Source organism: Protofrankia symbiont of Coriaria ruscifolia (assembly GCF_900634745.1).
Classification (GTDB): Bacteria; Actinomycetota; Actinomycetes; order Frankiales; family Frankiaceae; genus Protofrankia; species Protofrankia californiensis.
This window is the reverse complement of sequence record NZ_CAAAFR010000089.1, coordinates 37,017-60,011: the sequence shown is the minus strand read 5'-3', so window position 1 is coordinate 60,011 and position 22,995 is coordinate 37,017. Positions and strand designations below refer to the sequence as shown.

The 22,995-nt window shown below is 68.4% G+C and carries 17 protein-coding genes; 3 read left to right on the top strand and 14 right to left on the bottom strand.

Translation table 11 applies throughout. The features are described from left to right. Nucleotides 1-35: 35 nt before the first annotated feature. The 8 genes from CV1CTNOD_RS11770 to CV1CTNOD_RS11735 form a co-directional block, all read right to left on the bottom strand. A complete protein-coding gene (locus tag CV1CTNOD_RS11770; protein WP_242606612.1) occupies nt 36-599 on the bottom strand; it encodes a MerR family transcriptional regulator in 564 nt (187 codons plus the stop codon). A 400-nt stretch (nt 600-999) separates the two neighbouring features. Beyond that, entirely contained in the window at nt 1,000-1,485 is a 486-nt protein-coding gene (locus CV1CTNOD_RS11765; RefSeq protein ID WP_131766807.1) for a bifunctional nuclease family protein, read from the bottom strand. 233 nt (nt 1,486-1,718) lie between these two features. Next, the gene (gene ftsR, locus CV1CTNOD_RS11760) at nt 1,719-2,498 is read right to left on the bottom strand and encodes a transcriptional regulator FtsR (RefSeq protein ID WP_131786141.1); all 780 of its coding nucleotides are present in this window, start codon (nt 2,496-2,498) and stop codon (nt 1,719-1,721) included. A gap of 16 nt (nt 2,499-2,514) precedes the next feature. Then, nucleotides 2,515-3,066 (bottom strand): FHA domain-containing protein, encoded by a 552-nt coding sequence (locus tag CV1CTNOD_RS11755; protein ID WP_131766805.1) that lies wholly within the window; start codon nt 3,064-3,066, stop codon nt 2,515-2,517. Between the two features lie 322 nt (nt 3,067-3,388). After that, nucleotides 3,389-3,766, bottom strand: coding sequence for a glycine cleavage system protein GcvH (gcvH, locus tag CV1CTNOD_RS11750; RefSeq protein ID WP_131786158.1), 378 nt, complete (start codon nt 3,764-3,766; stop codon nt 3,389-3,391). Between the two features lie 427 nt (nt 3,767-4,193). Continuing rightward, nucleotides 4,194-6,698 carry a mannose-1-phosphate guanyltransferase gene (locus CV1CTNOD_RS11745; RefSeq protein ID WP_131786157.1) on the bottom strand — a complete coding sequence of 835 codons (2,505 nt, stop codon included), beginning with the start codon at nt 6,696-6,698 and terminating at the stop codon, nt 4,194-4,196. Nucleotides 6,699-6,709: 11 nt separating this feature from the next. Further along, nucleotides 6,710-7,378 carry a CDP-alcohol phosphatidyltransferase family protein gene (locus CV1CTNOD_RS11740; RefSeq protein WP_131786140.1) on the bottom strand — a complete coding sequence of 223 codons (669 nt, stop codon included), beginning with the start codon at nt 7,376-7,378 and terminating at the stop codon, nt 6,710-6,712. 102 nt (nt 7,379-7,480) lie between these two features. Then, nucleotides 7,481-8,491 carry a C40 family peptidase gene (locus tag CV1CTNOD_RS11735; RefSeq protein ID WP_131786139.1) on the bottom strand — a complete coding sequence of 337 codons (1,011 nt, stop codon included), beginning with the start codon at nt 8,489-8,491 and terminating at the stop codon, nt 7,481-7,483. 510 nt (nt 8,492-9,001) lie between these two features. Between CV1CTNOD_RS11735 and CV1CTNOD_RS11730 the strand changes: the two genes are divergently transcribed. Next, a complete protein-coding gene (locus CV1CTNOD_RS11730) occupies nt 9,002-9,376 on the top strand; it encodes a DUF6153 family protein (RefSeq protein WP_131786138.1) in 375 nt (124 codons plus the stop codon). A gap of 133 nt (nt 9,377-9,509) precedes the next feature. Beyond that, the gene (locus tag CV1CTNOD_RS11725) at nt 9,510-10,142 is read left to right on the top strand and encodes a DUF305 domain-containing protein (RefSeq protein ID WP_131786137.1); all 633 of its coding nucleotides are present in this window, start codon (nt 9,510-9,512) and stop codon (nt 10,140-10,142) included. A 195-nt stretch (nt 10,143-10,337) separates the two neighbouring features. On the opposite strand, the gene CV1CTNOD_RS11720 is transcribed toward CV1CTNOD_RS11725, so the two are convergent. The 5 genes from CV1CTNOD_RS11720 to uvrC all read right to left on the bottom strand — a co-directional run bounded on the left by CV1CTNOD_RS11720 (nt 10,338) and on the right by uvrC (nt 18,820). Next, nucleotides 10,338-13,142: an aconitate hydratase gene (locus CV1CTNOD_RS11720; RefSeq protein ID WP_131786136.1), complete on the bottom strand. Its 2,805-nt coding sequence runs from the start codon at nt 13,140-13,142 to the stop codon at nt 10,338-10,340. A gap of 353 nt (nt 13,143-13,495) precedes the next feature. Beyond that, the gene (gene whiA, locus CV1CTNOD_RS11715; RefSeq protein ID WP_131786135.1) at nt 13,496-14,491 is read right to left on the bottom strand and encodes a DNA-binding protein WhiA; all 996 of its coding nucleotides are present in this window, start codon (nt 14,489-14,491) and stop codon (nt 13,496-13,498) included. Continuing rightward, nucleotides 14,488-15,687 (bottom strand): gluconeogenesis factor YvcK family protein, encoded by a 1,200-nt coding sequence (locus CV1CTNOD_RS11710; RefSeq protein WP_242606611.1) that lies wholly within the window; start codon nt 15,685-15,687, stop codon nt 14,488-14,490. The genes whiA and CV1CTNOD_RS11710 overlap by 4 nt, the downstream gene beginning before the upstream one ends. Before the next feature lie 14 nt (nt 15,688-15,701). Beyond that, nucleotides 15,702-16,574 carry an RNase adapter RapZ gene (rapZ, locus tag CV1CTNOD_RS11705; protein WP_131786133.1) on the bottom strand — a complete coding sequence of 291 codons (873 nt, stop codon included), beginning with the start codon at nt 16,572-16,574 and terminating at the stop codon, nt 15,702-15,704. Further along, nucleotides 16,571-18,820, bottom strand: coding sequence for an excinuclease ABC subunit UvrC (uvrC, locus tag CV1CTNOD_RS11700; RefSeq protein WP_131786132.1), 2,250 nt, complete (start codon nt 18,818-18,820; stop codon nt 16,571-16,573). The genes rapZ and uvrC overlap by 4 nt, the downstream gene beginning before the upstream one ends. Before the next feature lie 559 nt (nt 18,821-19,379). On the opposite strand from uvrC, the gene CV1CTNOD_RS11695 reads away from it, so the two are divergent. Then, nucleotides 19,380-19,793 (top strand): SsgA family sporulation/cell division regulator, encoded by a 414-nt coding sequence (locus CV1CTNOD_RS11695; protein ID WP_131786131.1) that lies wholly within the window; start codon nt 19,380-19,382, stop codon nt 19,791-19,793. A 96-nt stretch (nt 19,794-19,889) separates the two neighbouring features. Here CV1CTNOD_RS11695 and uvrA read toward each other — a convergent pair whose 3' ends face one another. Further along, a complete protein-coding gene (gene uvrA, locus CV1CTNOD_RS11690) occupies nt 19,890-22,844 on the bottom strand; it encodes an excinuclease ABC subunit UvrA (RefSeq protein WP_131786130.1) in 2,955 nt (984 codons plus the stop codon). Nucleotides 22,845-22,995: the final 151 nt, after the last annotated feature.

The window sequence follows — 22,995 nt, the reverse complement described above, 5'->3', positions numbered from 1 at the left end:
ATCCACCGGAGGCGGCCCAGGCCGAACTGCCTCCGTCAGGCCGAACTGCGTCGGCCACGCCGGTTGGCCAACTCGTCCCTGGGATGGCCGACCGCCGCCTGCCCGGTGTGTCCCGGGCGTTCGGGGCGCTCCGTCGGTAGCTGGGACAACTGCCCGCGCATGTCCTGGACGGCCCGGCCGACCGCGATCGCGAAAACTCCCTGACCACCCTGGACGAGATCGATGACCTGGTCGTCAGAGGTGCACTCGTACACGGTCGACCCGTCACTGACCAGTGTGACCTGCGCAAGGTCCTCGATCCCGCGCACCCGCAGGCAGTCGGCGGCGGCGCGGATGTTCTGCAGGGAGACCCCGGCCTCCAGCAGCTTGCGTACGACACGCAGGACCAGCACGTCCCGGAAGGAGTACAGCCGCTGGCTGCCCGACCCGGTGGCGCCGCGTACGCTCGGCACAACCAGACCCGTACGGGCCCAGTAGTCGAGCTGCCGATACGTGATACCCGCAGCCGCACACGCGGTGGGCCCCCGATAGCCGACATCGTCACCGGGCGGCAAAGGAAGATCGTCCGGGAAGAGCTGACCCTGTCCGATCATCGCCATCCGATCATCGCTGTCGTCGTCGCGTCCGCCAGCCAACCACCCTGGGCTCACCCAACCGCCTCGTCTCACCGGCCGCCCGTCATACCCCTGCCGGCAGCAGGATCGACCGAAGCCTCGACTCGACGGTAAGAGCCCTGGGCGATCCCATCAATGATCACGAGTGGCGTGTCCCGTGACAGACCCACAATGTTCCTAGATCAAGCCTTTGTGAGGATACAACCGCACACGGCCACAGCAGGCGACGAACCGTACGAATCGGCTGGAATCCCGCTAACGGCCTGGGGATCCGGGCCGCTGGCAGCACGAAAAACCATGATCACGCCGCCTTTGGTCTCCGGGCAGCTCGGGATCCGGGGCGCCGGCAGCGCAAAAAGATCATTATCGCGCTGCCGTTGGCCCGTCAGGAACCCGGTGTGTTGAAGTCCTCCGGCGAGATCGTGTCAAGGAACTCCCGGAACTTCTCCAGCTCGCTTTCCTGTTCCTGTTCCTGCTCCTCCGGCACGGTGATCCCGGCCTCGGCGAGCACCGACTCCTCGCCGTACACCGGCGCCCCCATCCGCATCGCCAGCGCGATGGCGTCCGATGGACGGGCCGAAACCTCGACCCCGTTACCGAACACGAGTGTGGCGAAGAACACTCCGTCCTGGAGGTCGTTGATGGTCACCCTGGTGAGCTCGGTCTGCAGGGCACGCAACACGTCACGCATCAGGTCATGAGTCATCGGGCGAGCGGTCGTGATGCCCTCCTGCGCGAACGCGATGGCTGTCGCTTCCACCGCGCCTATCCAGATAGGCAGGTAACGTTCACCACCGACCTCCTTCAACAGGACGATCGGCTGCTTCGACGGAAGCTCGACACGAACGCCGACGATGTCCAGCCGATGCACCGATCTACCTCCTCGCACAGGTGGGCAGGACGGGATGATCCGACCGGAACCTGTAAACCGCCACCGGCTGACAGTATCCCGGTCTCCGGTCTTCGTCAGCGGCCCGGTGCTTCCGACAAGATCGGTCACTGTGCAGGCCTTCCACCCCATTCAACGATAGGTGCCCACGCGCGAGTCGGCCCACGCAGGCAACAGTCGACAGGCAACAGTCCATCCGTTCCCGGCCGGGAGTGTCACGCGCCTGGCCCGGTGTGCAGCCGGGACCGCAGCAAAGCCGCATGCAACCGTATGAGCAGCCCGGCGATCTCGTCCAGGATCTCCTCCGCCCGCCCTCCGCCGAACGGGTCACGCTGCCCCCGCAGGGGCGCCGCCACCTGTTCGATCAGACCAGCCTCCCGATCGGCGGCCACCCGCGACGGACGCAGATGCCGGGGCTGGATGCCGAAGCCGCTCAGCGCGGCGAACGTCCGCGCGACAGCCAGCGCGTCCCCGTCGAAATAGCTGCCTCCGGGACGGGGCGCAAGCAGCCCGTACTGCTCAAGCTCGGCGAGCTCCTCCTCGCTGACGCCGGTCGCCGCGAGCAGTTCCCGCCGCGACATCCGCACCTGCTCGCCGCTGTCGAGCAGGACGTCGAGGGCACCAGGCGATGGTGGCGCCACCGGACGCGGTCCGAGACGCTCCCGTGGGAGCAGCCCGCGGTCGAGGGACTCCAGCTCCTCTTTGATCACTCTGAGCGGCAGGAAACGCTCCCGTTGCGCCCCGAGGACGTAGCGCAACCGCGCGACATCGTCAGAGGAGTACTTGCGATAGTTCGCGCTTGTGCGGGCGGGGACGACGAGCCCCTCCGCCTCCAGATAGCGGATCTTGGACAGAGTCACGTCGGGATAGTCCAGCCGCAGCTGGTCGAGAACCTCGCCGATGGTCAGGGTCTTCGCGGTGGAAGCACCCACCCGGCCCCGTGACGCCGGGGCCGCAGCAGACACCGAACCGGCCGCGGCGCGACCGGCGCTCATCGGTGGAATCCCCGGCTCACTGCGGGCCCCCGCCACCCGTCGAGATCATCGGCCCGGTCAGGAACACCAGCCGGAACTTGCCGATCTGCACTTCGTCACCGCTGGACAACTCGGCGGAGTCAATCCGCTCACGGTTGAGGTAGGTCCCGTTCAGGCTACCGACGTCACGCACCGCAAAGCCCTTGGTGTACGGCGACCGGTGGAACTCGGCATGACGGCGTGAGACGGTTACGTCATCGAGGAAGATGTCGCTCTCCGGATGACGGCCGGCGGTGGTCAGATCGGCGTCCAGCAGGAAGCGGCTGCCCGCGTTGGGCCCACGTTTGACCACGAGCAGGCCGGAGCCGGGCGGCAACGCGTCGACCGCGGCAACCGCGTCCCGCTCGGTCGACTCGTCGACATGGTCGCCCTCGATGCCCGACAGGGCGGCGGCAAGGTTGAGCGTGGAAGTCTGTTCGGCAGGTCGTTCCGGCGCGATGGGCTCACCTGGACGTACCAGTGGAGACCCGCACCGTGCACAGTACAGGGCATCGGTCGGGTTCTGCTGTCCGCACCTCGTGCAGAACACGGTCGCGTCTGCTTCCTGCCGGACCGCCGCGGACGCGGTTGGCCGGCCGCTCGGGCCACCTCGCCTGGGGTGGCGAAAACGTTCACTTCCTCCTCAGGGCCCCTACTCATCCGGCAACGGCCCCAAGACGACCGGAACAGACAACACTGACCGTGACATCCCGGCCTCGTATCGCTTTCCCGGCGCACAACGAGGCTAGTGCATCAGGCGCACAGCCGCGAAAAGGGGAGCGGGAGAGCTATTCCGGCGTGGCGTCCGTAGCGTCAACGTAAACGGTTGGCGGCATTCCATGGATGCTCCGTAGATATTCCGTAGATCTTTACTACGCCTTCACGTGCTGGGCGTACGCAGCGGCGTCCAGCAGTGACACGGTCGCGGAAGTGTCGTCGACGGCCAGTTCGACGAGCCAGCCTTCACCGTAGGGATCGGAGTTGACCAGCTCGGGAGTGCTGTCGAGCACCTCGTTGCGGGCGATCACCTCCCCTGAGACCGGAGCGTAGACATCGGAGACGCTCTTGGTCGACTCCACCTCTCCGAACGGCTGGCCGGCCTGCACCCGTTCCCCCACCGCCGGCAAAGTCACGAAGACGATGTCACCGAGGGCCTCCTGCGCGTAGGAGGTGATTCCCACCCGCACGGTGGCATCGTTCACCCGGATCCACTCGTGCTCCTTGGTGTACTTCAGGTCCTCCGGGTACACGGGGGATTGCCTCCGATGCTCCTCAAGGCCTCCGGCGACGCGACGGACAACGATCGCCCCACCGTCGGCTCCGACACTCCTCACGGCCTCCGGCGACGCGACGAACAACGATCGCCCCACCGTCGGCCCATATCCGGGCTCATATCCGGCCCGGCTTCAGCTCAGGTTCGACCGTACAGGCCGACCAGCTACCCGGCGGGCCGAGCGTAGCGGGGCATCGCAAGCCGCCGCAATGCCGCACCTCAGCACGCTCACCCAGGACGCCGGGATCCGGCACATCGTCGCGAAGCAACCCCACCTGCGGATGAATCCCTTGACGATCACTACCAGGTGATCACCAAGCCAAAGGTGGGCACCAACCACAGAGGCAGAGGTCACCGTGTCGTCGCGAAGCGACGATGCGGGAGGTCGACGATGCGGGGGCCGACTATGTGGGGGGAGTGGTGGGGAAGGCCGCGACGACGGCGCCCCAGCGTTGCAGGAGCTGACCGGCGTCGGTGGTGGCGCATCCCTCGGCCCACAGGTGGGTGACGGCTTCGGCCGGATCGGGTAGCACCAGCACCCAGGAGCCGTCCGGCTGTACCACCCGGACGCCGTCCGTGGTGTCGATCGTGCATCCTCCGTCGGGATCGACCGATTCCACGACCCGGCGCATCACCGTCCCCTTTGCCGCCCACGGCGTCGCCACGGATCGGCGCAACACTGATATGGCCGGAATACGCGCGTCGATGGCGCTCAGGGGCAGCCGGGTCCGGGCAACCAGTGCGGCCAGCTTGACGAACGCGGCCACGCCGTCGATCGCGGGGGCGAACTCGGGAACGACGAATCCCCCGCGGCCGTCCGCGGCGAAGACGACGTTCGCCTCACCCGCGGCCCGCGTCAGGTCAGCGGCCGACAGCGACGTCCGCCGCACCGTCAGTCCGTGAAAGCGGGTCACCTGGTCGGCGACCCGCGTGGTCGTCACCGGTAGCGCGACCTCGGCTCCCCGGTTCTCGGAGGCGACAAGATCGAGAAAGACCAGTAGCGCCCGCTCGTCGTCGATCAGGTCGCCACGCTCGTCCACGATCGTGATCCGTTCACCGGTATGGTCGAACCGGACCCCGAACGCGGCCCGGGAGCTGGCCACCAGCTCGCCGAGACGGTCCAGCGCGCGCTGGCGGGCGCCGGGCGGCCCGGCTGGGAAGGTCTCGTCCAGTCGGCCGTTGACGGTGAGCGCGTCCACGCCGAGATGTCCCAGCAGCGTCGGCAGGACCAGCGACGCCGCTCCCCCGTCCGCGTCAATCACGATCTTCAGATCGGCTTCGGACAGACCGGAGGTATCCACCCGGTCCAGCAGGTCCCGGGCATAGCTGCCAGCCGTGCGGGCCGGGAAACGCAGCTCCCCGATCTCGTCGGGAAACGCCCGCCGGAACTCCTGGCGGCTGACGACCCGGTCGAGCTTGCGCTGGACGGCGGAGGAAAGGTCGCTTCCCTCGGAATCCAGGAAGATGATGTCGACGCGTTCGGCGTCACCCTCGGTCGCGCGAATGACGACGCCACCGGCGGCGTCGGAGGAACGGACGTCGAAACGCACCAGCGGCATCGGCGCGACTTCCAGATCCCGCACGTCGATCGCGCTCGCGGTGAGTGCGCTGGTCACCGCACGCTTGAGCGCCCGGGCGGCCCGGGAACCGTCCCTGGCGGTGGTCACCGTCGATCCCTTGCGCAGGGTCGTGGCGTATGCGCTGCCGAGACGGACCACCAGCTCCGGTGTGATCTCGACGTTGACCAGCCCCGAAACCCCCCGGGGACCGAACAGCGAGCGCTGCCCCCGGGACTCCCAGATGACGCTGGTGTTGACAACCGCTCCGGCCTCGATCGTCTTGAACGGGTAGACCTTGACGTCGTGGGAGACGAACGCCTCCTCTTCGATCACGCATTCGTCACCGATGACCGCGCCCTCCTCGATCCGCGCGGCCCGCAGCACATCGGTGCTCTTGCCGATCACGCAGCCACGCAGGTTCGTCTGCGGCCCGATCTGCGCGTTGTCCTGGACCACCGCCCGGTGCAGGAAGGCGCCGGGTTTGACCACGACGTTACTGCCGATCACAGTGAACTCACGCAGCTCGGCGCCGGCTTCGATCTTGGTGTAGTCACCGACGACCAGCGGGCCGGTGAGCACCGCTTCGGGGTGGACGTCGGCGTCCCGGCCGACCCACACCCCCGGCGAGACCTCGAAGCCGCCGATCTCCACGTCGACCTTGCCGTCGAGCACGTCGGCCTGGGCCCGTAGGAAGCTGTCGATGGTGCCGACGTCCTCCCAGTAACCGGCGACGACGTGACCGAAGACCGGCGCCCCGGCGGCGACGAGCTTCGGGAACACCTCACCGGACCAGTCCACCGGCTCGCCCGTGGGGACGTGGTCGAGGACCTCCGGTTCCATGACGTAGATGCCGGTGTTGACCGTGTCGGAGAACACCTGCCCCCACGTCGGCTTCTCCAGGAACCGGGCGATCCGGCCGTCGTCGGAGGTGATGACGATCCCGAACTCCAGGGGGTTCGGGACGGACTTGAGCGCGACGGTGACGAGCGCGCCGCGCTTGCGGTGGTAGGCCATCAGGGCGGTCAGGTCGATGTCGGTGAGTGCATCACCGCTGATCACCAGAAAGGGGTCGTGGCGCAACGCGTCCTGGGCGTTCTTGACGCTGCCGGCGGTCCCCAGCGGGGTGGTCTCGGTCGCGTACGACAGGTGCATCCCCAGCTCGTCGCCGTCACCGAAGTACGCGCGGACGTGGGCTGCGAGGAACTGCAGTGTGACCACGGTCTCGTCGACCCCGTGCCGCCGCAGCAGCCGCAGCACATGTTCCATGATCGGCCGGTTGACGACGGGAAGCAGCGGTTTGGGCTGGTTGGCCGTCATCGGACGCAGGCGTGTCCCCTCCCCGCCGGCCATGACGACGGCTCTCACGGACCCACCTCCGCGTCCTCCGCGTCCATGCGGCCGGCTTCCGCGTGCTCGGGATCCCCTCGGGGACAAACCGGCTGATCGGTGTCGCGTCCCGACCGCACCAGCCGGCGCAGCTGTACTCCATAAAGGATTCCCGACCACCAGTACAGGGCCATACCCCAGATGGCGAACGCCCACCCGAACGGACGGCAAACAGTGGCAAGCCAGTTGTCGCCGGCCGAGAGCAGCAACAACGGGAAGGCGTAGAGAAGGTTGAAGGTCGCGGCCTTACCCAGGTAATGCACAGGAAGTGCCGAACCGTAACCCAACCGCCGCAGTACCGGTACAAAGCCCGCGAGCAGGACGTCCCGGCCGACAAGCAGTGCCGCGAACCACCAGGGGACGATGTCGCGCAGCGTCAGAGCGACGATCGTCGCAAAAATGTAGAGGCGGTCGGCGAGCGGGTCGAGCAGGGTGCCCAGTCGGCTGGTCTGGCCCAGCGCCCGAGCGAGCTTGCCGTCGAGATAGTCGCTGACGCCGGCAAAGGCGAGGATGCCCAACGCCGCTCCGTCGGCATGGGGTCCCAGCGCCAGCCACAGGAAGACGGGGACCCCGGCCAGCCGCAGGGCGGAGAGCAGGTTCGGGATCGTGAGCACCCGGTCGGAGGGGGTCACCGCAGCGGACACGCCCGGCACCTCCTCTCCTCGGGCTCTCCTCGGGCACGAGGACGGTGAGGCCGCCCATCGCACAGGGAGAAGATTAGACGACGGGCGGCGGTCATCCGTGCTCTACAGGAAGCGTCCCACCCAGTAGGTGCTGGTGTAGATGGGCTGGAGGTTGATCGTCCGCCCGGTCTGGGGGGCGGCCCACATGTAGCCGTTGCCGGCGTAGATGCCCATGTGTGTGATGTTGTCCGGCGAGCCGAAGAAGATCAGGTCACCGGGCTGCTTGGCCGCCTTGGGGATGCGGATGGAGGCGTCGAACTGCTGCTGCGCCGTCCGGGGGAGATATCGGCCGAGCTGTTTGAACACGTACTGCGAGTACCCGGAGCAGTCGAAGGCGTTGGGGCCGGCCGCACCGTAGATGTAGGGCTTGCCTTTCTGCAGCGAGGCGAGGTAGACGATCTTCTGGCCGATGGAGCTGCCCGGGATGACCTTGGGAGTTGCCGACGAAGCCGACGACGAGCCGGATACCGAGCCGGATACCGAGCCGGATGCTACGGGGCTGCGCACCGTCACGGTGGTCGCGCTGGCCAGCGAGGGACGCAGGGCGTTGGTGCCGTCGAACACCGCCGTCAACGTCGTGGTGGACAGCAGACGTGTAGTGATCTTCGCGATTCCACGTCCGTCGGTCTGCAGCTGGGCAGTAGTGGTCCACTGCGGTCCGTTCGCCACCGCGATCCGGACCCGCTGGCCGGCGACGGGCTGCCCGGTCCCGACCAGCGTGGCACGGACGGTGAAGACGACGGGCGCGTCCGGTGCGACGGTCGCCTGGTCGGGAACGATCGACACCGAGGTAAGGGTCGGATCCGGATTTCCGATCTTGCCGGCCAGCCCGGCCGTGGATGCGGCCAGGGTGGTTCCATGTGACCCACCACCGATCACCGAGGCGGTGGTGGTGCCGGTGGCTGCGGTCGGCTCCAGCGAGGCGTTGCCGCTCGGGCCCGGCATCGTCGCGGCGAAGCCCGCCGTCGATGCGGCTAGCGTCCCGGTCGTGACCGCGGCGATCGTGGCCACCCGACGCGACTGCGGGCTCAGACGGACACGGCGATACAGAGATTCGTGATCGGACCTGTCCACAGGTACCTGATCACGATGACGACCGCGACCGGTGGTTTCCCCGCTCACGGGGAAACGGATGACGCCACGTGGAAGCAACACGTGTTCCTTCCCGTACGCCCGCGAGGCAGCGTAATCCTTGCCCTGAACCAGGATGTGGGCATGATTCAGGTAACGGTTTTGAGGGAAACCGTCAGGACCGCGGAACCTCACTCCTACCTTTGGCTACTCGGAGGGGACATCGGATCGGGGCAGGACTGGGCGTTTCGATCCGATGTGTGTCTTCTGGGGGGACAGAGAGGTCAGTCTCTGGGGGTGGGCCGATGCTGTGCCAAACGATATCGGGTGGCGCACATGAGGACGCAATACCCCCAAACCCAACAGTCCGACGCATTCGTCCCGTGGTCCGGTGTAGTCCTTGCATTGATGATCTGAGGTTGGCGTCCGGACCTGCCGGCACCCGGCACAATCGGCTTCGTGCGGGCATCGAGGACAGGAAGGGCGGGAGAGCGGACCTGCGTCCGTGTCCTCATGCTGCTGCCGCTGGTGTTGATCGGACTCCTGCTGATGCATGGCGGGCTCGCCGCCATCCTCGAACCGTCACGCATGGACCATGCGGCCGCTCCGACGGCACCGACGCCCCACGAGACGACAGGTGCCATGGCGGCGGCGCACGGTCGGATGCCGGCTGCCGCCGAACATCCCGACCACGTCGGCCCGCTGTGTCTGGCGGTGCTTCGCGTCGGCCTGGCAACGGCTGTTGCCGGGCTCCTGCTGGGGCTGCTCGGCGCCTGCCTGGCAGGCTGCCCGGTGCGGTCGGCGACGCCCGGGGTCCCAGGCGGCAACCGGCGTGCTCCCCCGTCGAGGCCTCCCACCCTCGCTGAGCTGTGCGTGCTGCGGCTGTGATCCGGCGCACCTTCGCCTGACCACAGTGAGTTGTGTTCAGGCGACGACGTGTCATGCCCGGACGGACCCGGACGGACCCGGACGGGCATGTGGACATCGGTTACGCAGACAAACATGTGAGGACGACTTGGCCATGAAGCGCTTTGCGCTACTTGTCACCGCCCTCGTTGCCGGCATCGTGCTGGTGGCGTGCGGCGACGACACGACCGCTCCCGGCGCGGCGGAGCCCGCGTCCACCGACCACAACACGGCTGACGTGAGCTTCGCGCAGAACATGATTCCCCACCACCGGCAGGCGATCCAGATGGCCGATCTCGCCGCCACCCACGCCTCCGACCCCCAGGTGGCGGAACTCGCCACACGGATCCGGGCAGCGCAGGATCCCGAGATCACGACGATGACCGGATGGCTGAGGACCTGGGGTGAACCGACCGGTACCACGGGGCCGGGCGCCATGGGCCACGGTTCCGCGCCTGGGCACGGTTCCATGGGCCATGGCTCGACGGGCGCTGACAGCGCGTCCGCCGGCACAGGTATGGGGATGATGTCCGAGGCCGACATGGCCGGACTGACCGGTATGCGGGGCGCCGAGTTCGACCGGATGTTCCTCGAGATGATGATCGGACATCACGAGGGTGCGGTGAGCATGGCCGAAACGGAGATCCGCGAAGGCGTGTACGGCCCGGCCAAGGCGATGGCCCAGAACATCCAGACGAATCAGGCCGCTGAGATCCAGGCCATGAACACCATGCTGCACCGGAACTGAAACCAGCACCGAGCCGGACCTGAAACCGGACAGCAGACCGGACGCCGCCGAGAGCCCTGATGCAAACGCTCTCGGCGGCGTCACCGATCCGGTGGGAACGCCGGACACGCAGGGAACACGACCGTGCCGCCATCGGCCCGCGCTGGTCCCACCTACCGGCCTACCAGTTTGCTCCTGTCTCCTACCGGCCCGCTCCTACTGGGACAGCAGCGAACGCAGGACGTAGGGCAGGATGCCGCCGTTGCGGTAGTACTCCGCCTCCCCCGGCGTGTCGATGCGCACGACCGCGTCGAAACGCTTGTCGTCCGCCTGGACGGTGAGGGTCGGGGTCTGCTCGTCGACACTCGCGAGTCCGACGACGGTGAACGTCTCCTCGCCGGTCAGACCGAGCGAGGCGGCCGACTCCCCGGGCGGGAACTGCAGCGGCAGGACCCCCATCCCGATCAGGTTGGACCGGTGGATGCGCTCGTACGACTCGGCGATCACGGCGCGGACACCGAGCAGCGCCGTGCCCTTGGCCGCCCAGTCACGCGACGAGCCCGAGCCATACTCCTTACCGGCGAGGATGACCAGCGGCACCCCGGCGGCCGCGTACTTCTGCGCCGCATCGTAGATCGCCAGCTGCTCGCCGTCGGGCAGGTAGCGGGTGACCCCGCCCTCGGTGCCGGGAACGAGCTTGTTACGCAGCCGGATGTTGGCGAACGTCCCGCGGATCATCACCTCGTGGTTGCCCCGGCGGGACCCGTAGGAGTTGAAGTCCTTCGGGTCCACTCCGTGCTCGACCAGGTAGCGGCCGGCCGGCGAGTCCCGCTTGATGGAACCGGCGGGTGAGATGTGGTCGGTGGTCACCGAGTCGCCCAGCAACGCCAGCACGCGGGCGCCGATGATGTCCGGACGCGGCGTCGGCTTCGCCGGCATCCCCTCGAAGTACGGAGGGTGGCGGACGTAGGTCGAGTCGGGTGCCCAGGCGAAGGTCTGGGAGACCTCCCCTCCATCCCCGGTGGGCAGGGACTGCCACTGCTTGTCCCCGGAGAGGTCGCCGTAGTCCTCGGTGAACATCTCCGAGCGGATCGCGTCGCCGACGACCTCGGCGACCTCGGCCTCACTCGGCCAGATGTCGCGCAGGTAGACCGGATTGCCGGCGCTGTCGGTACCCAGCGGGTCGCTGGTCAGGTCAATGTCCATCGTGCCGGCCAGCGCGTAGGCGACGACCAGTGGCGGGGAGGCCAGATAGTTCATCTTGACGTCCGGGTTGATCCGGCCTTCGAAGTTGCGGTTGCCGGACAGGACGCTGACCACCGCCAGGTCACCGGCGTTCACGCCCTGGCTGATCTCCTCCTGCAGCGGGCCGGAGTTGCCGATGCAGGTGGTGCACCCGTACCCGACCAGGTTGAAGCCGAGCTTGTCCAGGTACGGGGTGAGCCCGGCACGCTCGTAGTAGTCCATGACGACCTTGGAACCCGGGGCAAGGGTGGTCTTGACCCATGGCTTGCGGGTCAGACCGCGGTCGACGGCGTTACGGGCCAGGATCGCTGCACCGATCATGACCTGCGGGTTGGAGGTGTTGGTACAGGAGGTGATGGCGGCGATCGCGACCGCGCCGTGGTCGATCTCGAAGCTGGTGCCGTCCGCAAGCGTCACCGGGATGGGGTTGGATGGGCGGTCACCGACGTCTCCGGCCCCCGTGTTGGACGACACGGGCGCGTCGCCGGACTTGTCCGCGAACGCGGCCGCGGGGTCGCTGGCGGGGAAGGATTCGGCGCTGGCCTCGTCCGCACCGCCGTTGACGAACCCGTTCGAGGTGGCTTTGGACGGGTCGGCGTAGTCCACGAGCGCCGTGCGGAAGGCGACCTTGGCGGTGCGCAGGGGCACCCGGTCCTGCGGACGCTTGGGCCCGGCCAGCGACGGTTCGATCGTGGACAGGTCGAGCTCAAGGGTGGTCGTATACACCGGCTCGTGGCTGGGATCGTGCCACAGGCCCTGCTCCTTGGTATAGGCCTCGACCAGGTCGATCTGCTCCTGGGGACGGCCGGTCAGCCGCAGGTAGGCCAGCGTCTCCGCGTCCACCGGGAAGATCGCGCAGGTCGAGCCGTACTCGGGGCTCATGTTGCCGATGGTGGCCCGGTTCGCCAGCGGGACGTTGCCCACGCCCTCGCCGTAGAACTCGACGAAACGGCCGACCACGCCGTGCCGGCGCAGCATCTCGGTGATGGTGAGGACCAGGTCGGTGGCGGTGGTGCCGGCGACCAGCTCGCCGGTGAGCTTGAAGCCGACCACGGTCGGGATCAGCATGCTGACCGGCTGGCCGAGCATGGCGGCCTCGGCCTCGATGCCGCCGACGCCCCAGCCGAGCACACCGAGCCCATTGATCATTGTGGTGTGGCTGTCGGTGCCGACCAGCGTGTCGGGGTAGGCCAGTCGGCCGTCGGCGGTGTCCTTGGTGAAGACCACCCGGGCGAGGTACTCCAGGTTGACCTGGTGGACGATCCCGGTGTTCGGCGGGACGACGGTGAAGTTGTCGAAGGCGGCCTGGCCCCACCGCAGGAACTGGTAGCGCTCGCGGTTGCGGCCGAACTCCAGCTCCGCGTTACGGGCGAAGGCGTCGGAGCGGCCGAAGACGTCCGCAATGATCGAGTGGTCGATCACCAGCTCGGCCGGCGCCAGCGGATTGATCTTCGCGGGGTCTCCGCCCAGCGCTGCCATGGCCTCGCGCATCGCGGCGAGGTCGACCACGCACGGCACCCCGGTGAAGTCCTGCATGATCACCCGAGCCGGGGTGAACTGTATCTCCTGGCTCGGCTCGGCGGCTGGGTCCCAGGAGGCGAGCGCGTTGACGTGGTCGGCCGTGATGTTGGCACCGTCCTCGGTGCGCAGCAGGTTCTCCAGCAGGACGCGCAGGCTGTAGGGCAACCGGTCGGCTCCGGAAATCGCGTCCAGCCGGCGGATCGTATACGTATGGTCACCTACCTTGAGGTGACTTGTGCTGCCGAAGCTGTCCATATCTCCTCCTCGCCGCGTTCCCTCGCGGACCATCCTGGCTCGTGTTGGGCCTTCCGGGCCTGTGTCAGCGAGAAGAAGCATGTTCTCACCGACACGGGTCAAGCCTGTGGGGCCGACGGCGGCGCAGGAGGAGCGATGATCGCACCCCTTCTGGCCAGCCAGCAGCTCCTCTGGTCGGCCACCGCTTTTCCGGTCGCCACCACTGGTCGTCACCTGGTCGTCACCGCGGGGGCACTAATATTCCTTTTACTTAGTATTGCTAAGGATATACCAGCAGACACGAGTGACGCGCCAGGCTCCGCACGTGTGTGGCGGTGCGAAAAAACATGATCGCATCGCCTTTGGCCCGCTCGCTAGGCGTTCTCAAGAAGGTCCGGGGAGACGCTCGCCTCGGTGTTCGGCAGTCCGAGCGCGTGCGCCCTCTTGTCCGCCAGCGCGAGCAGTCGCCGGATACGACCGGCCACCGCGTCCTTGGTCAACGGTGGGTCCGCAAGCGCACCCAGCTCCTCCAGGGACGCCTGGGCGTGCTCAAGGCGCAACTGGCCGGCCGCCAACAGATGACCTGGCGCGTCGTCCCCCAGGATCTTCAACGCCGCCTGGACCCGGGCACCGGCCGCCACCGCCGCTCGAGCGGACCGACGCAGGTTGGCGTCGTCGAAGTTCGCCAAGCGGTTCGCGGTCGCCCGCACCTCACGGCGCATCCGGCGCTCCTCCCAGGCCAACAAGCTGTCATGAGCACCGATCTTCGTCAGCAGCACGCTGATCGCGTCCCCGTCCCGGATCACCACCCGGTCCACCCCACGCACATCCCGGCTCTTGGCCGCGACCCCAAGCCGCCGGGCCGCGCCGACCAGCGCAAGCGCCGCCTCAGGGCCCGGCGAGGTGATCTCCAACGAGCATGACCGGCCCGGTTCGGTCAGCGAGCCGTGCGCCAGGAACGCCCCACGCCACGCCGCCGCGGCATCGCAGGCCGCACCCGTGACGACCTGCGGAGGCAACCCGCGCACCGGCCGGCCCCGCTGGTCGAGCAGCCCGGTCGACCGGGCAAGCTGCTCACCGTCACGTTCCACCCGGACGATGTAGCGCACGGACCGGCGCAGTCCACCCGCGGCAAGCACCGCGATGCCGGATGGGAAGCCGAAGACCTCGGCGATCTCCCGGCGCAGCCGCCGGGCGGTGGCACCCGCATCGAGCTCGGCCTCGACGACAATACGGCCGCGCACAATGTGCAGCCCGCCGCCGAAGCGCAGCAGAGCGGCCATCTCCGCGCGGCGACAGCACGGCTTGGCCACCCGCAACCGGCTGAGCTCGTCCTTGACGGTGGCGGTCATTGCAGCCACACGAATCATTCCTCACCTTCATGGGACCGGCCGGCGGTAGCGGGGCCACCGCGCGTCTCACCGTCCGATGTCGCCTCGTCGCTGACAAGCTCGTCCCCGATCGGCTGCCCGTCGCCGAACGGCGCGTCACCGGATGCGGTGCCGGCCCAGGGCCCGGAGCCCTGCGGGGAAGTCCTTTTTCCTTCCCGGCCTTCCCCGCCCTGCTGGCTCTGCCCGCCCTGCTGGCCTTCCTGGCGCGGCTGGCCTGTCCAGCTTTCCCGCGCCGCCTTGAACACCGTCTCGAACGCGGCGGCCAGCCGCCGAGGGTCGTGGCGTGGCTCGCCGGGATGGGCAACGGGGACGAGGTACAGGCGTGCCCCCAGATCGGCCGAGGCACGAGCGAGCACGGCCGGTTCGGGTACCGCGTCGGAATCGGCGATCACCACATCGAAGGCCAGCTCCGGCGCGTGCGTCCCGATGACCCGCAGGTGTTCCTCTGGTGAATACCCTTCGGTCTCACCGGGCTGCGGTACCAGGTTCAACACCATGACACGACGGGCCGGCGAACCGAGCAGCCGGTCGGTGATCTCGGGTACCAGCAGGTGGGGCAGCATACTGGTGTAGAGCGACCCCGGACCGCACACGATCCACTTGGCGCTGTCGATCGCGGCCAGTGCCTGCGGACAGGCGGCGGGCTTGGCCGGCTGGAGGTACAGGCTCACCACCCGCCCGGACGTGGTGGCCACGGCCGCCTGGCCGCGGACCTCCACCGTGGCCTCCGGTTCGTTCAGGTCGAGGCCGGCCACCTGGGCGACGATGTCGATGCCGTCCTCGGACAGAGGTAGCACACGACCGGCGGCCCCCAGCAGCCTGCCGGCCAGGTCGAGCGCGTCAACCGGAGAGCCGTGACGCTCGGCAAGAGCGGTGAGCACGAGGTTGCCGACGGCGTGACCGGCCAGGGGTCCGTCGCCGCCGAACCGGTGCTGGAACAGCTCCGCCCAGGTGGACGACCAGGTGTCCGGGCCGGCCAGCGCGGCCAGCGCCATCCGCAGGTCGCCCATGGGCAACGCTCCCAGCTCGGTCCGCAGGCGACCCGAAGAGCCCCCGTCGTCACCCACAGTCACAACCGCGGTGAGATGACGGGTGATGCGCCGCAGTGCCCGCAGGGATGCGGCCAGACCATGACCCCCGCCGAAGGCCACCACCGCGGGATCGGTAACAGGCACGTGATCGATAGCAGTCACTCGCGCCCCAGGTCACGGTGAACCACCCGGACACCGACGCCGTCGCTGGCCAGCCGCCCGGCGAGTTGCTCGGCCACGGCCACGCTGCGATGCTTGCCGCCGGTGCACCCTACCGCGAGCGTCAGATACCGCTTACCCTCGCGCACATACCCCTCCCCTACCAGCCGCAGCAGCGCCGCGTACTGTTCGACGAACTCCTCCGCCCCGGGTTGGCCCAGGACATAGTCACGCACCTGCGGATCACGGCCGGTGTACGGCCGCAGCTCCTCCACCCAGTGCGGGTTCGGCAGGAACCGACAGTCGGCCACCAGGTCGGCATCGAGCGGGAGACCGTACTTGTAGCCGAAGGAGACCACCGCCGCGGTCAGCCGGGTTCCCGACGGTTGACCGAACGCGGTGTCGATCTTCGTGCGCAGCTCGTGGACGTTGAGGTCGGTGGTGTCCAGCACCAGGTCCGATTCGCCGCGCAACTGCGCCAGTAACGCGCGCTCGCGGCTGATGCCGTCGACCACCCGGCCGTCGCCCTGCAGCGGATGCGGCCGGCGGACGTGGTCGAACCTGCGCACCAGCGTCTCGTCCGCGGCCTCCAGGAAAAGGACCCGCGGATGCATGCCGCGGGCCTCGTGCGCGTCCAACGTCGCGCGCAGGTCGGAGAAAAAGGCCCGGCCGCGGACGTCCACGACCACTGCGATGCGATTGACCGCGCCCTGCGAACGCAACCCGAGTTCGGTCATGGTGGCCAGCAACGCCGGCGGAAGGTTGTCGACGACGAACCAGCCGAGATCCTCCAGGCACTTGGCCGCGGTGCTGCGGCCGGCTCCGGACAACCCGGTGATGATGGCGAGCTCGAGTGGCGCGGCGGACGTCATGTGAGAGCACCCCGTGTCGATGTGGCGTCGGGACCGGAGTCAGGGGCGATGGCGCGGGCTGTGGTGGTTCCAGGTGTCGTGGCGTCAGCTGGCGTGGGTTCGGCCGCCACGGAATCATCACCGTCAAGGATCTCGCCCGTGTGCGGATCGACCGCACCCGGGATGGCGTCCGCGCCTGTCGGGTTGGTGGGAGCGAGCGCGTCCGCGACAGCCTGGGCTGTCCGTCGGCCGATTCCCGGCACCTCGGCGATCTGGTCGACCGTTGCCGTACGGATCCGCGCAAGTGAGCCGAAGGTGCGCAGCAGCGCCTTGCGGCGCGTCTCCCCGAGACCGGGCACATCGTCGAGGACCGAGCGGACCATGCTCTTGGACCTCTTCTGCCGATGGTAGGTGATCGCAAAACGGTGTGCCTCGTCCCGGATCCGCTGCAGCAGGTACAGCGCCTCGCTGGTGCGGGGCAGGATCACCGGGTCCTCCTCGCCCGGGAGCCAGACCTCCTCCAGACGTTTGGCAAGCCCGCACAGGGCGACACCGCCGGAGCCGCTGTCGATGCCGAGCTCGTCGAGGGCGCGGCGCGCCGCGGCAACCTGCGGCGGGCCGCCGTCCACGACCACAAGGTTCGGCGGGTAGGCGAAACGCCGCGGCCGGCCGGTCACGGGGTCCAGCGCGGAGCTGGGGGCCGCCGTCGCGGTATCAGGGCCACCCGCTCCGGCCGGCGCCGATGAGCCCGGTGAATCGGGCGCGTCCGATGGCTGCGGCGGGTCCGGCAGACCTGCGAACTCTCCGGTACGGGCCCGTTCGGCAAGGTAACGGCTGAACCGCCTGCTGATCGTCTCGTGCATGCTCGCGACGTCGTCCTGCCCGTCGACCCCACGGATGGCGAACCGCCGGTACTCCGACTTGCGCGGCAGCCCGTCCTCGAAAACGACCATACTGGCGACGACCTCGGTGCCCTGCAGGTTGGAGATGTCGAACGACTCGATCCGCAGCGGCGGATCGGCAAGACCCAGAGCGTCGGAGATGTCCGACAGCGCCCGACTGCGGGCGGAGAGGTCACTAGCCCGTCGCGTACGGTGCAGGGCGAACGCCTGCTTGGCGTTGTGCTCGACGGTCTCCATCAGGGTCCGCTTGTCCCCGCGCCGGGGAACCCGCAGGTCGACCCGGCTGCCACGGGCGATGCCGAGCAGTTCCGTGACCACGTCCGCGTCCGGCGGGAGCTCCGGGACGAGCACCTCCCGCGGGATCTCGTTCGTCACCCCCGTGCCCACCCGGTGTGGGCCCGCGGACGGGCTCCCGGACGCACCCGCGTTGTCGGAGAGGTACTCCTGGGTGAGGAACTGTTCGACCAGCTCCCCCGTCGTCAGATTTTCGATCTTGTCCACGACCCAGCCGCGCTGGCCCCGGACCCGACCGTCGCGTACGTAGAAGATCTGCACGGCAGCTTCGAGCTCGTCCTGCGCGAACGCGATGACGTCGGCGTCGGTGCCGTCCGGGAGTACGACCGCCTGTTTCTCCATCGCCCGGCGCAACGCGCCGATGTCGTCCCGCAGCCGGGCCGCGCGTTCGTACTGCTGTTCGGCCGCGGCCGCGCCCATCTCACGCTCGAGCTTGCGGATATAGCGGCCGGTCTGACCCGACATGAAGTCGCAGAAATCCTCGATGATGCGGCGGTGTTCGGCGGCATCGACCCGGCCGACACACGGCGCCGAGCACCGGTCGATGTAGCCGAGCAGGCAGGGACGGCCGATCCGAGCAGCCTGTTTGAACACCCCCGTGCTGCACGTACGCGCCGGAAAGACGCGCAGGAGCAGGTCGAGGGTCTCCCTGATGGCCCACGCGTGGGCGTAGGGACCGAAGTAGCGGACGCCGTCGCGCTTGGCACCGCGCATCACCTGCAGGCGCGGGAACTGCTCGTACAGCGTGACGGCGAGGCTCGGGTAGCTCTTGTCGTCCCGGTATCGGACGTTGAAGCGGGGATCGAACTCCTTGATCCACGTGTACTCGAGCTGAAGTGCTTCGACCTCGGTCGATACGACGGTCCAGTCCACCGAACTCGCGGTCGTCACCATGTGCTGGGTGCGAGGGTGCAGGTTGTGGATATCGGTGAAGTAGTTCGACAACCTGGCGCGAAGGTTCTTCGCCTTGCCCACGTAGACCACGCGGCCGTGCTCGTCGAAGAACCGGTACACACCCGGGGTCTCCGGAACCGATCCCGGCGCGGGACGGTAGGACGCCGGATCAGCCATGAACCGAGCCTACGGCGAGCCGGATTGCCACAGAACAACGCCTCCACGTAACCATTTCACCACGCTGAGCACTTAACCGTGGAGGGTGGCTGCGACCTGGGGCGCGACGGCGCCCTACGGTGAGCGCGGGCGGGCATATCTCACAGCTGGGGGGACACTCCTCACCACGCCCTGCGGGAAGCGATGTCAGGGTCCATGCTCGAAGACCATGAGCGGTGTGCGAAGTATGATCCGTCGGACGCTCGGTGGCGGATGGACGTGGTGGTCGGGACGCGGGCGTGCATATGGCCGGCAGGGTGAACCCTGGCAGGGTGAACATGGTCGATATGATCGACGGAGTCGACCGGCTCTTTATGGTCGGCAGAGTCGACAGACGCCTTCCCCACGACATCGCAGTGACGACCTTCCCGGGCAGGACCCCGCAATATCGGCGCCGGCCTTGTCCCGTCTGGTCCCAAACAGGTCCCGCCACGCTTTCCAGGTGGCGTCTTGCCTGACCGGCTGTCACCCTCGATACCGCGGTGCACAGCGTCGCAGGACGACGAAGGAGGCACGACGGATGCAGGTGGAGGACGTGACCGCCGAGTTGGTCGTCGATGACGCACCTTCCCGCGGGCGGTTGACCGTGTTGCAGGTGAGCTGGCGACGGGCCGATCCGCTCGCAGTGACGTTGGAACTCATCTCCCGCCCTGACCACCCCGCGTTGCCTCGTGGTACGTGGGTGGTGCTGCGTGATGCGCTGCGGGCCGGTCTGGACATTCCCACCGGTGGTGGCGACGTCCGGATCACCCCTGAACCCGACCGCGGTTGCGTCCGCCTCGATCTGACCGCCGGTGAACTGCACTCCGTCGTCCGTCTGAGCATCGATGCGGCCCGGACGTTCCTCGACGCGACCGAACAGGTCGTTCCCCGCGGACAGGAACGCTCCGCTGAGGAGCTGGACGCCGTCCTCGAGGACCTGCTGCGTACCTGAAAGTACCTGAAGCCCCCGCCGCCCGCCGCGCCGCCTGCAGTGGCCCCCGCAGGCCCGTGGCAGGCCGTCCACGGCAGGAGAACCCACGGGCCAGACTTATCCCGCCACAGCATCCACGGAAGGGCGCACCGGGGCTCGGGGCGACAACCGACCCGACGAGGCCAGCGCGGACGGGGACTCCGCCGGCGCCGACGGGGCCAGGTCGAGGCGTTGCCCGAGAATCTCCCGCAGAAAAAAACCGGTGTGGCTCGCCTCGACCGCCGCAACCGTCTCGGGCGGCCCCTCGGCAACCACCCGGCCGCCGCCGGTACCACCCTCCGGCCCCATGTCGATGACCCAGTCGGCGGTCTTGATGACGTCCAGGTTGTGTTCAATGACGATCACCGTGTTGCCGGCGTCCACAAGCCGTCCGAGGACCCCGAGGAGCTTGCGGATGTCCTCGAAGTGCAGCCCCGTGGTGGGCTCGTCCAGGACGTAGACGGTACGCCCGGTAGAGCGCCGCTGCAGTTCGGCGGCGAGCTTGACCCGCTGTGCCTCACCGCCGGACAGCGTCGGTGCCGGCTGGCCGAGGCGGACGTAGCCCAGTCCCACGTCGTCGAGGGTGCGCAGGTGCCGGGCGATCGCGGGAACGGCGGCGAAGAACTCCGCGGCCTCCTCGATCGGCATGTCGAGGACCTCGGCGATGCTGCGGTTCTTGTAGTGGACCTCCAGCGTCTCCCGGTTGTACCGGGCGCTCTGGCAGACCTCGCACGGCACGTACACGTCCGGCAGGAAGTTCATTTCGATCTTGATGGTGCCGTCCCCTGCGCAGGCCTCGCACCGGCCGCCCTTGACGTTGAACGAGAAGCGCCCGGGCAGATAGCCGCGGACCTTGGCCTCGGTGGTCTCGGCGAACAGCCGTCGGATGTGGTCGAAGACACCGGTGTAGGTGGCCGGGTTCGAGCGCGGGGTGCGCCCGATCGGCGACTGGTCGACCCGGACGGCCTTGTCAAGATGATCAACGCCGGTGACGGTGCGATGCCGGCCCGGCACCTCCCGGGCGCCGTTGAGCTTGTTCGCGAGCACCGCGGCCAGGATGTCGTTGACCAGGGTGGACTTGCCCGAGCCGGAGACGCCGGTGACCGCGACGAAGCAGCCGAGCGGGAACGACACCGTCACGTCGCGCAGGTTGTGCTCGCGGGCGGCGTGGACGGTCAGCGCACGCCCCCTGGTCGGCTGCCGCCGGATGTCGGGCACCGGGATCTCACGGCGGCGGGACAGGTACGCCCCGGTCAGCGAGGACTCCTCGGCGAGCAGCGCGTCCACCGGGCCGGACACGACGACCTTCCCGCCGTGTTCCCCGGCTCCGGGGCCGATGTCGACGACCCAGTCGGCGGCCCGGATCGTGTCTTCGTCGTGCTCGACGACAATCAGGGTGTTGCCGAGATCCCGTAGCCGTACCAGGGTCTGGATGAGGCGGCGGTTGTCCCGCTGGTGCAGCCCGATCGAGGGCTCGTCGAGCACGTAGAGGACGCCGACCAGCCCGGAACCGATCTGGGTGGCGAGCCTGATCCGCTGCGCCTCCCCCCCGGCCAGGGTGCCGGCGGCGCGGTCCAGCGAGAGGTAGTCGAGCCCGACGTCGAGCAGGAACGCCAGCCGAGCGTCGATCTCCTTGAGCACCCGGCCTGCGATCGTGCGTTCCCGCTCGGTGAGCTCGAGGGTGCGCAGGAACTCGGCGCACTCCCCGATGGCCATACCGGCGACCTCGGCGATCGACCGGCCGCCCAGCGTCACCGCCAGCGACTCGGGCTTGAGCCGGGCGCCGCGGCAGGCCGAGCAGGCGACATCACGCATGTAGCCCTCGTAACGTTCCCGGCTGCTGTCGGACTCGGCCTCCCGGTGCCGGCGCTGCAGGAAGGCGACAACACCCTCGAAGGCCGTGTAGTACTGGCGGGACCGGCCGTACCGGTTGGTGTAGGCAACCTGGACCTCGGTCTCACCCCGCCCGTACAGCACCGCCTTGCGAGCCCTTTCCGGCAACCCCTCCCAGGCGATGTCCATCCGGAAGCCGAGATCGTTGGCCAGGGCTTCGAGGAGCCGGGTGAAGTACTCCTTGTTGTGACCGGCTGACCACGGGGCGACCGCTCCGGCGTCCAGCGACAGCGACGGGTCGGGGACGACCAGTTCGGGGTCGACCTCCTTGCGGGTACCCAGACCCGAGCACTCCGTACAGGCGCCGTACGGGGAGTTGAAGGAGAACGACCGCGGCTCCAGCTCCTCGAACGACAGGTCGTCGTAGAGGCAGGCCAGATGCTCGGAGTACATCCGCTCGCGATCGGGGTCGGCGGAGTCCCGGTCGACGAAGTCGACCAGCACCAGACCACCGCCGAGGCCGAGCGCGGTCTCGACGGAGTCCGTCAGCCGCTGCTTGGCGGACGCCTTCACCGCCAGCCGGTCGACCACCACCTCGATGGTGTGCTTGCGCTGCTTCTCCAGCTTCGGTACGTCGGTGAGCGCGAGGACGGTGCCGTCGACCCGCGCGCGGGCGAAACCCTTTGCCTGCAGGTCCGCGAACAGGTCGACGTACTCGCCCTTGCGGCCCCGCACGACCGGGGCGAGCACCTGGAACCGGGTGCCCTCGGGCAGCTCGAGCAGGCGGTCGACGATCTGCTGCGGAGTCTGCCGGGAGATCGGTCGGCCGCATTTCGGACAGTGCGGCCGACCCGCTCGCGCGAACAGCAGCCGCAGGTAGTCGTACACCTCGGTGATCGTCCCGACGGTGGAACGAGGGTTGCGCGACGTCGACTTCTGGTCGATGGAGACCGCCGGTGACAGGCCCTCGATGAAGTCGACGTCGGGCTTGTCCATCTGGCCGAGGAACTGGCGGGCGTAGGCCGACAGCGACTCGACGTACCGTCGCTGCCCCTCGGCGAAGATCGTGTCGAACGCGAGGCTGGACTTGCCCGAGCCCGAGAGGCCGGTAAAGACGATCAGCGCGTCCCGCGGCAGGTCGAGATCGACGTCACGCAGGTTGTGCTCTCGCGCGCCGCGCACGACGAGACGGTCTGCCATCGTGGAGATCCTTCGCGGTCTGCTCGGGGATAGGACTGGTCGTGCCGCGACCGGACGTGACGTCCGCGGCGACTGCCATGCTACGGACGGGCTCCGACAGTTTCGGAACGGAGGATGATGGAACCTACACAACCGACATCCAGCGAGGGAT